The organism is Comamonas sp. F1-6, from assembly GCF_039581415.1.
Lineage (GTDB): Bacteria > Pseudomonadota > Gammaproteobacteria > Burkholderiales > Burkholderiaceae_C > Comamonas > Comamonas thiooxydans.
This window is the reverse complement of sequence record NZ_JBCPWN010000004.1, coordinates 148284-163493: the sequence shown is the minus strand read 5'-3', so window position 1 is coordinate 163493 and position 15210 is coordinate 148284. Positions and strand designations below refer to the sequence as shown.

The window sequence follows — 15210 nt, the reverse complement described above, 5'->3', positions numbered from 1 at the left end:
AACAGCGTCAACAACCCCCTCTTGTGTGACTTATCGGCACCAAAGACTGGGTTTGTAGACCAGGTCCATCCACAAAGCCCAACTCGCAACGCCAATCAGCATCAGACCTGCAACTCTGGTGCCCCACCTGGCCCGCAATGCATTGACATGCGACTGCCCCAGTTGCCACAGCCAGGGTCCCGCCAGCAACCACAGTGCACCACCAACGGCAAAGGCAGCCATGGACAAAGCACCTTGCCAGGCGCCGCCACTCAAGGCCGCCACCAACACCGCCGAATACAGCAAACCACAAGGCATCAGTGCCCAGGCAAAGCCCGCTGCCAGACTGCCGCCCGGCGCGGTGACCCAGGGCTGAACCCTGGCCCAGACGGAACGCCCCGCCCGCTCCAGCCAGGCTGGCTGCCGCGCCTGCACCACCATGGCCAACCCCCAGGCCATGACCGCCACATGCATCAGCGTCCAAAGTCTCTGCAATGCCGTTGTCTGACTGGTCAGCCAGGCCAGACTTTCCATGGCCACGGCCGCGATCCCGCCCAGCAGGGCATAGGCAGCGATGCGCCCCAGATGAAACAGGCTGGTACGCAGCCATTGGCGTTTTTGCAGGCCGAGCACGACAACTGGCTGCCCGCCGCCGACAGGCTTCGCTGCTGTGACCACACTGCAGGGGGCAGCGCACATCACAAGACAATGGGGCCCACCCACGAGCCCCATGATCAAAGCAGTCCAGACCAGCGAAAATAACATGCGCTAGATGATGCGCGAAAAGCGGGCGCGGTTCCGGTCAGCCTGCAAATATCGGTCAAACAGCATGGCTACTCCGCGCACAAAAAACCAGCCCAGGCCAGTGACCTTGAAGCCCTCGACGGACAGCTCGACCAAGCCGTTGCGCTGCATCTCTGCCAGCGCATCCAGCTCCGCAGCGAAGTACTCGCGGAAATTGATAAGCCAGGCCTGCTCCATGGGCTCATACAGGACGGAACCCTGGCACATGATGGACATGATGACGGCTCTGCGCACCAGATCGTCACGCGAAAGCGCCAGTCCGCGCTGCACGGGCAGCATGCCTCCATCGACGGCATCGTAGTACTCTTCAAGAGTCTTGACGTTCTGGCTGTAGGTCGCACCCACCTTGCCGATAGCCGATACGCCCAGTGCAATCAGATCGCAATCAGGCTGGGTGCTGTAGCCCTGAAAGTTGCGATGCAGGCGCCCCTGGCGCTTGGCAATGGCCAGAGAGTCGTCAGGCAGCGCAAAGTGGTCCATGCCTACATAGACATAGCCGCCATCCATGAATGCATCAATTGCGCCGGAGAGCATGTTCAGCTTGTCCTGTCCCATGGGCAGGTCTGCCGATTCGATACGCCTTTGCGGCTTGAAACGCTCGGGCAGATGCGCATAGGCATACAGTGCAATGCGATCGGGGCGCAGCTCATTGACCTGTGCCAGCGTGCGCGCAAAAGACTCGGGCGTCTGCCTGGGCAGCCCGTAGATCAGGTCCACATTGATGGAGACAAAGCCCAGGCGGCGCGCCTCGGCCACCAACGAAAAGACTTGCTCGGCGGGCTGCTCGCGGTGCACCGCTTTCTGCACCGCGGGATCAAAGTCCTGCACGCCAAAGCTCAGGCGATTGAACCCCATGTCCTTGAGAGCTCTCAGCCGCTCGTTGCTGACGGTGCGCGGATCGACCTCGATGGAGTACTCGCCCGCGGGATCCAGCTTGAAATGTTCACGCATCAAAACCATCAGCTGCTGCAACTCGGCATCGCTGAAGAAGGTCGGTGTGCCTCCGCCCAGATGCAGCTGGCTTACGAGCTGACCTTTGCCGCAATGCTCGGTATGCATGGCCAGCTCGCGGCTCAGGTAGTCCAGATACTCGGCAGCCTTCTCGTGATGCTTGGTCACGATCTTGTTGCAGGCGCAGTAATAGCAAAGCGACTCACAGAACGGCACATGCACATAAACGGACAGGGGCAAAGCGCGCGAGCCAGAATGCGTCTTGCGCTGCTTGAGTGCCAGTATGTAGTCGTCTGCACCAAAAGCCTCAACAAAACGGTCGGCTGTTGGGAACGATGTGTAGCGTGGGCCGGGGATATCAAAGCGGCTCAGCAACTCAGGCGTGACTGCGGTCATAACTGGGAGTTAGGGTGCGCCCACACTCTGTATAGAGCAGATTTCAATGGAAATCAGATCCTGAAAATCATGCCCAAAATAGGCAAAAGCGCATGTTTTTGAACGAATACAGGCAATGTGCCCCAAGGCAATCACCCTGTCCTTGATGAAAATCAAGAGACCTCAAGGCAAGTGCTGCGACAATTTGATCCATCTCATCTTCAACCACGAGGTCAATGACCAGCGCGACTCTCCACTCTGTGTCTGTCTGCGCCGTTGCAAAAAGCCCATGAATCTTCAGACCATCAAAGCATCCTGCTCCAACTGCAATCTGCGTGAACTGTGCATGCCCATGGGCCTGGACGATGAACAAATGGAGCGCATTGACGAGATTGTGGCCACGCGCCGCAAGGTCAAGCGCGGCGGGCTGCTGTTTCGCAATGGCGAAGAGTTCACCTCTCTGTATGCCATTCGAACCGGCTTCTTCAAGACCAGCGTGGCCACCGAAGACGGACGCGATCAGGTCACAGGCTTTCAGATGGCTGGCGAAATCATTGGTCTGGACGGCATCGTCAACGACCACCACACTTGTGATGCCGTGGCCCTGGAAGACGCCGAGGTCTGTGTCATGCCGTTTGACAAACTGGAGCAGCTCTCGCGCGAGGTCACGGCCCTGCAGAACCATGTGCACAAGGTCATGAGCCGCGAAATCGTGCGCGAGCATGGCGTGATGCTGCTGCTGGGCAGCATGCGTGCCGAGGAGCGCCTGGCGGCCTTTGTGTTGAACCTGGTCCAGCGCCTGTCGGCACGCGGCTTTTCCAAGTCGGAACTGGTGCTGCGCATGACGCGCGAAGAAATCGGCAGTTACCTGGGCCTCAAGCTCGAGACCGTGAGCCGCACCTTCTCCAAATTTGCAGAGGAAGGCATTGTGGAAGTCAAGCAGCGCCACCTGCGCATCCTGGATACCGAGGCGCTCAAACGCATCGTCAACAGCCAGCAATGCCAGAGCTGAACCGATTCGACAGACACTCTCAAGACAAAGCCCGCGGACAGCGGGCTTTTTTATCTGGGCGAGTTACTCGGGCAGAGGCTCGGAAACGATGCCGCCATTGAGATCGCTGACGGAGCGCCCCAGCATCACCGTCATCGCACCTCCAATCAGCGTCACGACCCAGAAGGCAAAAAAAGCGACCGTATAGATGGCCTGGCGCGACCAGTCCAGTGGGGAGCCCAGCCAGTGCACATCCAGCGGGTCCACAAAGGCAAAAACCACCATCTCCATGATTGCCGCCGCCAGAAAGGCCGGCCAGACAATCCACATCCAGCGTCGAGCATCCATCCTGATTCTCCTTGGGCTGTGGGCTTGATCATATTTTGCACAACAGTGGTGACCGTTCATGCAGGACTGCGGGCATGCACCGTGGCGGGAAACCCTGAATTACTCTCTTTTCAGTAGCATCCTGCGCAATCCGAATATCAAAAAATCATTTACTTCTACATCAACGTTAGACGGAGCATGCATAACACGCTCTGATTTTGATATTGGCAACAAAAAAGGCCGCAAAAGCGACCTTGGCGGAGCAAGCGCCGGAGCGCTCAGCGATCCAGCGGATGGTCCTTGGCTGGCGTGGCCGCATGATTGCGGCCGGTGACTGCTGGGGCCAGGCTTTTTTCACTTTCGCTCAGGCGCTGGTTGATTTCCATGCCATGGCGGTAGTAGTCAGGGTCAATCACGGGATCGGGCCTGCTCAGTGCGATGTATGCGGTGACAAAGCCGGCAATCACCACGATCACCGGGCCGGCGATGATGAGCCAGACATGGGCAAACTTCCACCAGGGCTTGCCGTCCTCGGGGTGGATGATCTTGGCCGTTTGCGAGACCTTGGCTTGTGCTGCCGACATGATGAAACCTCTTTCCAAAATTCTGACCACCCGAGCACGCATGGCAGGGTGGCATAAATTGTTGCCGATTGGCGGTGCCCTTGTCCGGCCTCCGTGATGGCTCACGAAGACCGGCAAGACCTGGCATTAACGCGGCACCAGGAACACCGTCTTCTCGGAAATACGCCCTGCTCCGGCAGTCACTGCATCCACATTGAAGTGTACGGGGTGCGAGCCGGGAGTTGCCGAGCCATACGGAATCTGCAGCCGCACCGCAATGCCGCGTGTCTCTGCCGGGCCAACGCTCACTTCCTGCTCGGATGCGACTTCCAGATTCTCCAGGCCCACGGCGCTGATACGGTAGCGCTGCTCGGACTCGGTGGCGTTCATGATCTGCAGACGGTAGACGTTCTCCAGCTTGCCGCCCGCCACGATGCGCGAAAGCGCAGCACGGTCGCGAATCACGTCGACCTTGAGCGGCTCGCGCAGCACCAGACTGGCGATCATGGCGGCGCTGAGGGCCACCAGCACGGCCGAGTAGATCAGCACACGCGGGCGGAAAATGCGGCGAATCACCTGCACCTGCTTCCAGGCCTTTGCCACGGCATTCTGAGTGGTCAACCGGATCAGGCCACGCGGATACTCCATCTTGTCCATCACGGAGTTGCAGGCATCGATGCACAGACCGCAGCCGATGCATTCGTACTGCAACCCTTTGCGGATATCGATGCCCACGGGGCAGACCTGAACGCAAAGCTTGCAATCTATGCAGTCCCCCAGGCCCTGTGCCTTGTAGTCGACGTCTTTCTTGCGCGGGCCGCGAGCTTCACCACGTTCGGCGTCGTAGCTGACGATCATGGTGTCCTTGTCGAACATGGCACTCTGAAAGCGTGCATAGGGACACATGTACTTGCAGACCTGCTCGCGCATATAGCCGGCGTTGCCGTAGGTGGCGAAGCCGTAGAACGCCACCCAGAAGATCTGCCAGTTGCCCTGGAAGGCCATCAACTCCACACCCAACTCACGGATGGGCACGAAGTAGCCGACAAAGGTGAAACCTGTCCAAAGAGATAGAGCGATCCAGAGAAACTGCTTGAGCGACTTTTTCCAGATCTTCTCCAAAGTCCAGCCGCTCTTGTCGATACGCATGCGGGCACTGCGATCGCCTTCGACCTTGCTTTCGATCCACATGAAGATCTCGGTGTAGACCGTCTGCGGACAGGAGAAGCCGCACCACAGACGCCCGGCTACGGCGGTAAACAGGAACAGCCCCAGTGCGCTGATGATCAGCAGCCCCGTCAGATAGATGAAGTCCTGCGGGTACAGCACCAGTCCGAACAGATAGAAGCGCCGGGCCCCCAGATCGAACAGCACCATCTGGCGCTCGCCCCACTGCAGCCAGGGCAGGCCGTAGAAGACGATCTGGGTCAGAAACACCATGGCCCAGCGCCACCGTGAGAACACGCCGCTAATAGAGCGTGAGTACACTTTTTGCTCGGAAGCGAACATAGGCACCAGCTCAGGCCCGCCCTCATGAGGCTCAGGCGTGATCGGTATGACTTTTCGGGGCTTCCCCTGATCGCACGGCATCGCAGTTCCTTAATATTTTTGTAATTACTGAAAATTGAAACGCGAAAAAGGCGGTGCCAGGGCACCGCCTTTTCAAAACGCATTACTTCTGGTTTTGCGTATTCGAAAGACTCCAGACATAGGAAGCCAGCACGGCAATTTGCGCCTCCGTCAGCTTCTCTTTCTGGGCAGGCATCTCATTGTGCTTGCCGTTGTTGACGATGTTCACGATTGCCGCCTCGCCCCAGCCATGCAGCCAGATGTCGTCGGTCAGGTTAGGAGCACCCAGCGCGGGGTTGCCCTTGCCGTCCATGCCGTGACAAGCCGCACAGGCCACGAATTTGGACTTGCCCTGCGAAGCCTTGACGGCATCGTGAGGGCTGCCCGACAGGCTCAGCACATAGTGCGCCACATTGCGCACATCTTCCGCCGAGCCCACGGCTGCCGCCATGGGCGGCATCATGCCGATACGGCCGTTGGTGATGGTCTCCCTGATCTTCTCGGGAGATCCGCCATGCAACCAGTCGCCGTCCGCCAGATTCGGGAAGGACTTGCTGCCGCGAGCGTCAGAGCCGTGGCATTGCGCACAGTTGTTCATGAACAGACGCTCGCCAATGGCCATGGCCTGAGGATCCTTGGCCATTTCTTCGGTGGGCATGCTGGTGAACTTGGCATACAGAGGCTCCAGGTCCGCCTTGGCCTTGGCCATTTCCTTGTCGTAGGCGCCGGTCTGGCTCCAGTCCAGCTTGCCGCCGAAGCCGCCCAGACCTGGGTAGACCACAAGATAGCCCAGGCTGAAAACCACGGTGATCACGAACAGACCCATCCACCACTTGGGCATGGGGTTGTTGAGTTCACGCAGGTCTTCGTCCCAGACATGGCCTGTGGTGTTGTCGCCCGAGGGAACGACCTTCTTGCGGGCCACCAGAATCAGCAGCAGCAAGCAGCCAAAGATGCCGATCAGCGTAATCGCCGCGACATACACCGACCAGAAATTGTTAATGAAATCGCTCATGGGATGTTCTCGTTGTGGTGATCAGACTCAGTCTTCCAGGAATGGAACCTGAGCTGCCTCGTCAAAACGGGCCTGGTTGCGGCGGGCATACGCCCACCACCAGATGCCCACGAAACACGCCAGCGATGCCAGCGTGGCCACGATACGCATGGTGGTGATATCCATTTCCAGCCCTTTCTCTCTTACTTGACGGCGCGACCAAGGACCTGCAGATAGGCAATCACTGCCTCCATCTCCGTCTTGTCCTTGACCTCGGCCTGAGCACCGGCGATTTCCGCATCGGTGTACGGCACGCCCACCTTGCGCAGCGCGCTCATGCGCGTTGCCACGGCCGTGTCATCCACCTTGTTGGCTTCCAGCCAGGGGTAAGCAGGCATATTGGACTCGGGCACCACGTCACGCGGGTTGTTCAGGTGGATGCGATGCCATTCGTCGCTGTACTTGCCGCCCACGCGATGCAGGTCGGGGCCGGTACGCTTGGAGCCCCACTGGAAGGGGTGGTCGTAGACGAACTCGCCAGCCACCGAGTAGTGGCCGTAGCGCATGGTCTCGGCGCGGAAGGGGCGGATCATCTGCGAGTGGCAGTTGTAGCAACCCTCGCGCAGATAGACGTCGCGCCCCATCAGCTGCAACGGCGTGTAGGGCTTGAGACCCGCCACGGCTTCGGTCGTGGACTTCTGGAAGAACAGCGGCACGATTTCCACCAGGCCGCCAATGGTCAGCACGAACAGCGTCAGCGCGATCAGCAAAAAGTTGCTGGTCTCGATCTTCTCGTGCGAAAAGCTCTTGGGAGCTGCGTTATTTTGATCAGACATTGCTTTTGCTCCTCAATGCTCAGGCGTGAGCCACCACGGCAGGCACTGCCACCTTGACGGAACGGCCGGCCATTGCGGTCTTCCAGGTGTTCCATGCCATCACCAGCATGCCGCCCAGATACAGCAGACCGCCAGTCACGCGAATCACATAGAAGGGATAGGTCGCCTTCACGCTTTCCACGAAGGTGTAGGTCAGCGTGCCGTCGGGGTTGACAGCGCGCCACATCAGGCCCTGCATCACACCGGCAATCCACATTGCGGCGATGTACAGCACGATGCCGATGGTCGCCATCCAGAAGTGCAGCTCGATCGCGGGCACGGAGTGCATCTTCTCGCGGCCGAACAGACGAGGGATCAGGTAGTACAGAGAGCCCATGGTGATCAGACCCACCCAGCCCAAAGCGCCGGAGTGCACGTGGCCCACGGTCCAATCGGTGTAGTGGCTCAGCGCGTTCACGGTCTTGATGGCCATCATCGGGCCTTCGAAGGTGGACATGCCGTAGAACGACAGGGACACGATCAGGAAGCGCAGGATGGGATCGTCGCGCAGCTTGTGCCAGGCACCCGACAGCGTCATGATGCCGTTGATCATGCCGCCCCAGCTGGGAGCCAGCAGGATCAGCGAGAACACCATGCCCACGGACTGAGTCCAGTCAGGCAAAGCGGTGTAGTGCAGGTGGTGAGGACCCGCCCACATGTACGTGAAGATCAGCGCCCAGAAGTGCACGATCGACAGGCGATACGAATACACGGGACGGCCCGCCTGCTTGGGGATGAAGTAATACATCATGCCCAGGAAGCCGGCGGTCAGGAAGAAGCCCACGGCGTTGTGCCCGTACCACCACTGAACCATCGCATCCTGCACGCCGGCGTAAGCCGAGTAGCTCTTCATCCAGCCGGCGGGGATGGAAATATTGTTGACGATGTGCAGCAGGGCCACGGCCAGAATGAAAGCACCGAAGAACCAGTTGGCCACATAGATGTGCTTGACCTTGCGGATGCCGATAGTGCCGAAGAACACGATGGCATAGGACACCCAGGTCACGGCAATCAGCAAGTCCAGAGGCCATTCCAGCTCGGCGTATTCCTTGCCCTGGGTGTAACCCAGAGGCAGACTGATGGCCGCGCCGACGATAACCAGTTGCCAGGCCCAGAAGGTCAGGCTGGCCAGCTTGGGCATGAACAGCTTGGTCTGGCAGGTGCGTTGCACCACGTAGTAGCTGGTCGCGAACAGCGCCGAGCCACCAAAAGCGAAGATCACGGCATTGGTATGCAGCGGACGCAGACGTCCGTAGCTCAGCCATGGAATGCCGAAGTTGAGTTCCGGCCAGGCCAGCTGGGACGCGATAAACACGCCCACCGCCATACCTACCACCCCCCATACCACGGCCATGATAGAGAACTGTCTTACGACGGTGTCGTCGTAATAGACAGCATTGTTATTTGTTGCTTCCATCGGGCACCTCTTAGATATCTTGCAAAGTGTTCATTGGTTTCTGGTCGGGCTCGTTGAGCCACATCAATCGTCGCGAAGAATGCGCTCGCCTTCTTGTTCCACGCTCTCGAACTGGCCCCGGTACACGGCCCACCACAGGGCAGCCACAATGGCCATGACCAGAACAACCGACAGCGGAATCAATACATACAAAATGTCCATCAATGGCCTCCTTGAGTCAGTGGCATGACGGTGCCCCGCGGCGCAAGGTGCGCGGGGGCGGACGCGTTGCTATCTGCAGCCTGCAGCGGCAACGCACGTGCAAGACGGGCTGCGTTGGCGACGACCAGCAAGGAGCTCAGCGCCATGCCGAGCCCTGCCAGCCAGGCAGGCATCCAGCCCACGAGGGCCAGAGGAATAGAGATCGCGTTATAGGCTGCTGCCCAGCCCAGGTTCTGGCGCACCACGGACAGGGTCCGTCGGGCCAGCAACAGGCTTTGCAACACTAACTCCAGGCTGTCTCCCAGTACCACGAAGTCTGCTTGCGATTGTGCCAGCGGCACTGCTTTACCAAAAGCAAAAGAGACATGCGCTCCGGCTAAAACTGGGCCGTCATTCAGGCCGTCACCCACCATGGCAACCTTATGCCCTGCAGCCTGTGCCGCCTGCATGGCGGCCAGCTTGTCCTGCGGTTTGCAGTCGCCCTGCGCCTGCTCTATGCCCAGCTTGGCGGCCACAGTTTGCACCGCTGCAGAGCGGTCACCCGAGAGCAGTTGCACCGCCACACCTTGCTGCCTGAGGTCGGCAATGACCTGGGCCGCTTCGGGACGCACGTCCTCGCTCAGATGGAACTGCGCCAGGGGCAGCCAGCCACCTTTCGATTCCTCGGCCAGCATCACGCTCTGCCCTGGCTCATGTGGAGCCAGCTCGGGCACGCCGCAATGCGCGGCCGAGCCCAGACGAAGATGGCGGCGCAAGGCGGTATTGCTGCGCGCCTGCACCCAGACATCGAGGCCGCTGCCAGCGATTTCCTGGACGGAATCCAGCAGCCATGCGCTGGCAGGCAGTTCGGCCACCTCGGCCGCCTGCGCCAGTGCCTTGGAAGCGGGATGCATGGACTGGCGCGCCAGCAAGGCGGCCAGCGCCAGCAGCTCATCAGTGTTTTGACCTTCAGCAGGTGTCAGCGCGCGCAGCACCAGGCCGTCGCGCGTCAGCGTTCCGGTCTTGTCGAACACCAGCGTATCCACGGCGGCCAGCGCCTCCAGCCCATGCAGATTGCGCACCAGCACGCCGCTGCGCGCCAGGGTGCCGGCCGCCGTCAGCATGGCCACGGGCGTGGCCAGCGAAAGCGCACAGGGGCAGGTGACGATGAGCACGGCCACGGCCACCATCATGGCCTTGACCGGGTCGGTGGGCCACCACCAGATGGCGGCAGCCAGCGCCGCCAGCAGCACCACAACGAGAAAAGGCCGGGCCACCTTGTCGGCCAACTGGGCCAGGGCTGGCTTTTGCAGCGAAGCGCTTTCCATCAGATTCACGATCTGCGCAAAGCGGGTGCCCTCACCCACGCTGTCCACTCTCACATCGACAACACTGTCCAGGTTGTAGCTGCCGGCGGTGACTGCATCGCCTTGTGCGCGCAAAACAGGCGTGGACTCGCCGGTCAGAAGCGCCTCATCGGCATGGGTGGTGCCGCGCAGAATCCGGCCGTCTGCAGGGAAAGCCTCGCCCGTGAGCACACGCACCACATCACCCACACGCAGGCGGCGCGTGGCCACACGCTCGAACTCTCCCGAGTCGGGCTGCTGACGCAGCACCGAATCCGGCAGCCGGTTCATCACGGCTTCCAATGCACCGGCCGTGCGGTCGCGCAGGCGCAGCTCCAGCCAGCGTCCTGTGAGCAGGAAGAAGACAAACATGGTCAGCGAGTCGAAGAAGACTTCCTGACCGAAGGGACCGGAGGGATCAAAAGTGCCCAGCGTGCTGATGACAAAGGTGATCAACATGCCCAGGGCCACGGGCAGGTCCATGCTCACGCGGCGCTGGGTGATGTCCTTGAGCGCGCTCTTGAAGAAGGGCCCGCAGCAAAACAGCACCACGGGCAGAGAAATCACCCAGGATGCCCAGCGCAGCAAGGTCTCCATCTCCAGCGACAGGTCGCCGGGCCGCGCCGTGTAGGCGGGCCATGCATACATCATCACCTGCATCATGCACAGGCCGGCCACCAGCCAGCGCCACAGGGCACGGCGCGTCTCGGCCTGGCGCAGCTCGCGCGCAAATGCGTCGCGCGCGGGCAAGGCGCGATAGCCGGCACGCGATACGGCCTCCATCCATTGCGATGGAAGCACCTGGGCGGGACGCCACTCGACACGGGCTCGGCGCGTTGCGGCACTGACTTCGGCTGCCTGCACTCCGGGGACAGCCCGAAGCGCCTCCTCGATGGTCAGCGCACATGCAGCACAGTGCATGCCCTCCAGAACCACAAAGGAATCCCACACCGGGGACTCGGTTGCGTTCTCGGAGATTGGGGCCTTGGAGCTCTGGCCGGCGGGGCGACCAAACGAGCTCCATTCTTGCGGATCGTCCAGCAGATGACTATGCATCTGGGACAAGTTCAGGAAACCGGTGTCAGCAACAGCATGCTCTGCCGCGGAAGGCTGGACAGTAGTGTGTTGGGACATGTTTCAAGCGTAACGACGCCAGATGATACCCACCTTGACATTAATCAACCGTTAACTGCCCAATCGACATATGCTTGTATTTACAACGCATGCAACCCAAGGAGAAAGCTATGTACAACCGCATTTTGATTGCTACCGACGGCACCGAACTCTCAGACAAGGCTGTGCATGCAGGCCTGGATCTGGCCGCTTTGTGCGGCGCCAGCGTGATTGCGCTCAAGGTTGTCTCGCACTATCCGCGCAGCTACCTGGAAGGCAGCGACTTGCTGGACATCAAGGAAGCCAAGCGCGTTGAGGAGCAATGGACCAATCAGGCCCAGACCCTGCTGAACGGCGTCAAAGCCTTTGGCCATGAGCGCAAGGTCAATGTCACCACCGAAATCGCCCACTCCGACCTGGTGGCCGAGTCGATTGTGGAGATGGCCAAAAAGCATGACTGCGACCTGATCGTCATGGCTTCGCACGGTCGCAAGGGTCTGCAGCGCCTGCTGCTGGGCAGCGAAACCCAGCATGTGCTGACGCACTCACCGGTGCCGGTGCTGGTGCTGCGCTGATCGGATCTCTCTGAGCCGCTTAGCGGCTTCCCTTGAGAGGATGGCATCTGATGGCATCTGTACTGGGAGACGCCCCTGGCCGGGCGCCCCTCGCCGGGCGCCCCTTGCTGGGTTTATCCCTGATATCCAGTGACACAGGCCACTCGTGGGCCGTCGTTTGCTACTCACAAATTAAAAGCAGCTTGCATACAAGCTGCTTTATTTTTGGGTCGATTCAATGCTGAATCTGCCTTGCAAGCTGCGCAATAAGCTCACTTTTCAGGAGTCAAGTCAAAAGACAAGCGCCTGAAACGCAGCCAATAGTGCAGCCAAAAACCAACGCCTGGCGTCCGCTTCGACCGGCTTCAGGAGAACTCCTGCTGATACTGGTCGCGCAGCAGCTTCTTCTGGACCTTGCCCATGGTGTTGCGCGGCAGGCTGTCCACCACATAGCAGCGCTTGGGCACCTTGAAATTGGCCAGCCTGGCCTTGAGCGACTCCAGAATCTTCAGCCCATCGAGCTGCGCGCCCTTGCGCGGCACGATGACGGCAACGCCGACCTCGCCAAAGTCCGGGTGCGGCACTCCCACCAGGGCGCTTTCGTCCACGCCAGGCAAATCGTTGATGAAGCCCTCCACCTCGGCCGGATAGACGTTGTAGCCGCCCGAGATGATCAAGTCCTTGCTGCGCCCCACGATGCTGAAATAGCCGCGCTCGTCCTGCAGGCCCACATCGCCGGTCTTGAACCAGCCGTCGGCCGTGAACTCCTCTGCCGTCTTCTCGGGCATGCGCCAGTAGCCCTTGAAGACATTGGGGCCCTGCACCTCGATATTGCCGATCTCGCCTGCGGGCAGGGCCTTGCCGTCATCGCCGTGAATGCGCACGCCCACGCCAGGCAGGGGAAAGCCCACGGTTGCGCCGCGACGCTCGGCCTCGTTGCCATAGCGCGCATCTGCTTGATAGGGGTTGGAGGTCAGCATGATGGTCTCGCTCATGCCGTAGCGCTCAAGAATGGTGTGGCCGGTACGCGTCTTCCAGGCACGGAAAGTCTCGATCAGCATCGGGGCCGAGCCCGAGATGAAGAGACGCATGTGCGCGGCCATGTCGCGGTCCAGCCGGGCGTCGGCCAGCATCCGCACATACAGGGTCGGCACGCCCATGAAGACGGTCGCATCCTTGAAGCGCGCCATGACGGCCTCGGGCTCGAAGCGGGCAAACCAGATCATGGGACTGCCGTTGAGCAAGGCCCCGTGAATGGCCACAAACAGGCCATGCACATGGAAGATGGGCAGCGCATGAATCAGCACATCGCCTTCCTGCCAGCCCCAGTAGACCTTGAGCATGGCCGCATTGCTCAGCAGATTGCCGTGGCTGAGCATGGCGCCCTTGCTGCGCCCCGTGGTGCCGCTGGTGTAGAGAATTGCCGCCAGATCGTCGGCGCGACGTGGCACGACCTGATGCTCGTCGCTATGGTGGGCCGCGCGCTCCAGCAGGCTGCCCGTGCGGTCGGTGCCCAGGGTGTAGACATGGCCCACACCGTGGTTGAACGCAATCTTGGACACCCAGCCGAAACAGCCGGGTGCGCAGACCACCACGGCCGGCTCGGCATTCGTGATGAAGTACTCCATCTCTGCGCTCTGGTAGGCCGTGTTCAGCGGCAGGAACACATGGCCGCTGCGCAGCGTGGCCAGGTAGAGCATCATGGCTTCGACCGACTTTTCCACCTGCACCGCAATGCGGCTACCCTCGGGCAGATCCAGCGAGGCCAGCAGATTGGCCATGCGTGCACTGCCGTGCTCCAGATCAGCCCAGGTGTAGTAGAGGCTGGAGCCATCGGGCTCGATGGCCTCCACGGCATTTTTCGTCAGATCCGCAGGAAACGCAGCGCGCAGCGCGCTGAAAAGATTGGCTTGAGGCATGTCGGTCATCGTGATGCTGTCGAACTCGGAAACGGTGAAAGCAAAAGGTCCATGGCCATCATAGGCCCGGCCCTGGCCTGGCCGGTGGCGCCAGGCACTGAAAAAATCACTTCTTCAAAATGGGGCGCCAGCAAAGGGCGCCCCGCAAGGCAGCCAGCCGGCTCAGGAGTCAATCTTCACATTCGCCGCCTTGACCACATGGGCCCAGCGCTGGATCTCGCTTTGCACCATGGCGGCAAACTGCGGCTGGCTCAGCTGGCCGTAATCGGCGCCGTTCTTGGCCCAGGCAGCCTTGATGTCCTCGGCGGCTCCGATCTTGCGCACCTCGTCCAGCATCTGCTGCTGCACGGCGGCAGGCGTGCCCTTGGGGGCCCATAGCCCATACCAGGTGGTGACGGTGAAGTCCGGCAGGCCGCACTCGACCGCGCTGGGCACATCGGGGAAGGCGGGATTGCGCTTGGCTCCCGCCACCATCAAGGCCTTGATGCGGCCGCCCTTGATATGCTGGGCCGATGAGCCCAGGCCATCGAACAGCATGTCCACATTGCCGGCAATCAGGTCCTGCAGCGCCGGCCCTGCGCCCTTGTAGGGGATATGGGTGATCTGGGTCTTGGTCTGCAGCTTGAACAGCTCGCCCGCCAGATGGTGCGAGGAGCCCGGCCCTGCCGAGGCATAGTTGTACTTGCCGGGGTTGGCACGCAGGTCCTGTACAAGAGCCTGCAAGCTGGCATGCGTCACCTTCTTGGGATTGACCACCACGACTTGCGGCACGCTGGCCAGCAGCGCCAGCGGGATGAAGTCGCGCTCCAGATCGTATTCGAGCTTGGGGTAGACCGATGGCGCAATCACATGGTGAGTGCCGCCCATGAAGAAGTTGTAGCCGTCGGGTACGGCCTTGGCCGCAATGCTGGCGCCCAGCGTACCGCCCGCGCCACCGCGGTTGTCTATCACCAAGGTCTTGCCCGAGGTCTTGGCGAACTGGGCAGAGAAAGGCCTGGCAAAGGTGTCGGTGCCGCCGCCGGCAGGAAAAGGCACGATCAGATTGACAGGCCTGCTCGGCCACTCCGATGCCTGGGCCATGCCCGTCCAGCCCGATGCTCCAGCCGCCAGCAGCGCCCCCGTCGCCCCCAGCAGCGTGCGCCGCTGCAAACCCACGCTCTTTTCCCAAGAATCCTGCATCTATGTCTCCTCTGCGCGCCTGGTCAGCGGCATCGCCGCAGCCAGACTTGTGGTTGGAAGACGCAGCAGCAACA

15 protein-coding genes are annotated in these 15210 nt (G+C 60.8%); 2 read left to right on the top strand and 13 right to left on the bottom strand.

The window, feature by feature from the left end; translation table 11 throughout:
- Window positions 1-30: 30 nt before the first annotated feature.
- Together AAIL66_RS06055 and hemN are read right to left on the bottom strand one after the other, a co-directional pair.
- Window positions 31-744, bottom strand: coding sequence for a sulfite exporter TauE/SafE family protein (locus AAIL66_RS06055; RefSeq protein ID WP_034351810.1), 714 nt, complete (start codon window positions 742-744; stop codon window positions 31-33).
- Window positions 745-747: 3 nt separating this feature from the next.
- Complete coding sequence (gene hemN / locus AAIL66_RS06050; protein ID WP_034351809.1) at window positions 748-2130, bottom strand: oxygen-independent coproporphyrinogen III oxidase; 1383 nt, start codon at window positions 2128-2130, stop codon at window positions 748-750.
- 268 nt (window positions 2131-2398) lie between these two features.
- Between hemN and fnr the strand changes: the two genes are divergently transcribed.
- On the top strand, window positions 2399-3121 hold the full coding sequence (fnr, locus tag AAIL66_RS06045) for a fumarate/nitrate reduction transcriptional regulator Fnr (RefSeq protein WP_034369963.1): 723 nt from the start codon (window positions 2399-2401) through the stop codon (window positions 3119-3121).
- Between the two features lie 63 nt (window positions 3122-3184).
- Here fnr and AAIL66_RS06040 read toward each other — a convergent pair whose 3' ends face one another.
- From AAIL66_RS06040 to AAIL66_RS06000, 9 genes are all read right to left on the bottom strand, one after another.
- Window positions 3185-3448, bottom strand: a complete 264-nt coding sequence (locus AAIL66_RS06040) for a hypothetical protein (RefSeq protein ID WP_003080436.1) — start codon at window positions 3446-3448, stop codon at window positions 3185-3187.
- 257 nt (window positions 3449-3705) lie between these two features.
- The gene (locus tag AAIL66_RS06035) at window positions 3706-4011 is read right to left on the bottom strand and encodes a FixH family protein (RefSeq protein WP_003063123.1); all 306 of its coding nucleotides are present in this window, start codon (window positions 4009-4011) and stop codon (window positions 3706-3708) included.
- A 126-nt stretch (window positions 4012-4137) separates the two neighbouring features.
- Window positions 4138-5580: a cytochrome c oxidase accessory protein CcoG gene (ccoG, locus tag AAIL66_RS06030; RefSeq protein WP_045839056.1), complete on the bottom strand. Its 1443-nt coding sequence runs from the start codon at window positions 5578-5580 to the stop codon at window positions 4138-4140.
- Window positions 5581-5662: 82 nt separating this feature from the next.
- Window positions 5663-6574: a cytochrome-c oxidase, cbb3-type subunit III gene (ccoP, locus tag AAIL66_RS06025; protein WP_003063126.1), complete on the bottom strand. Its 912-nt coding sequence runs from the start codon at window positions 6572-6574 to the stop codon at window positions 5663-5665.
- Between the two features lie 27 nt (window positions 6575-6601).
- Window positions 6602-6739, bottom strand: coding sequence for a CcoQ/FixQ family Cbb3-type cytochrome c oxidase assembly chaperone (locus tag AAIL66_RS06020; protein WP_003063128.1), 138 nt, complete (start codon window positions 6737-6739; stop codon window positions 6602-6604).
- Between the two features lie 17 nt (window positions 6740-6756).
- Window positions 6757-7389, bottom strand: coding sequence for a cytochrome-c oxidase, cbb3-type subunit II (ccoO, locus tag AAIL66_RS06015; protein WP_003063130.1), 633 nt, complete (start codon window positions 7387-7389; stop codon window positions 6757-6759).
- Window positions 7390-7408: 19 nt separating this feature from the next.
- Entirely contained in the window at window positions 7409-8845 is a 1437-nt protein-coding gene (gene ccoN / locus AAIL66_RS06010; protein ID WP_034351806.1) for a cytochrome-c oxidase, cbb3-type subunit I, read from the bottom strand.
- A gap of 63 nt (window positions 8846-8908) precedes the next feature.
- A complete protein-coding gene (gene ccoS, locus AAIL66_RS06005; protein WP_003056328.1) occupies window positions 8909-9046 on the bottom strand; it encodes a cbb3-type cytochrome oxidase assembly protein CcoS in 138 nt (45 codons plus the stop codon).
- A complete protein-coding gene (locus AAIL66_RS06000; RefSeq protein WP_343496238.1) occupies window positions 9046-11427 on the bottom strand; it encodes a cation-translocating P-type ATPase in 2382 nt (793 codons plus the stop codon). Before AAIL66_RS06000 ends, ccoS begins: the two co-directional genes overlap by 1 nt.
- 188 nt (window positions 11428-11615) lie before the next feature.
- On the opposite strand from AAIL66_RS06000, the gene AAIL66_RS05995 reads away from it, so the two are divergent.
- Window positions 11616-12059, top strand: coding sequence for a universal stress protein (locus AAIL66_RS05995; protein ID WP_003080460.1), 444 nt, complete (start codon window positions 11616-11618; stop codon window positions 12057-12059).
- A gap of 344 nt (window positions 12060-12403) precedes the next feature.
- Here AAIL66_RS05995 and AAIL66_RS05990 read toward each other — a convergent pair whose 3' ends face one another.
- Window positions 12404-13957, bottom strand: coding sequence for a malonyl-CoA synthase (locus AAIL66_RS05990; RefSeq protein ID WP_343496237.1), 1554 nt, complete (start codon window positions 13955-13957; stop codon window positions 12404-12406).
- 162 nt (window positions 13958-14119) lie between these two features.
- Window positions 14120-15136, bottom strand: coding sequence for a tripartite tricarboxylate transporter substrate binding protein (locus AAIL66_RS05985; protein ID WP_343496236.1), 1017 nt, complete (start codon window positions 15134-15136; stop codon window positions 14120-14122).
- Between the last annotated feature and the right edge of the window lie 74 nt (window positions 15137-15210).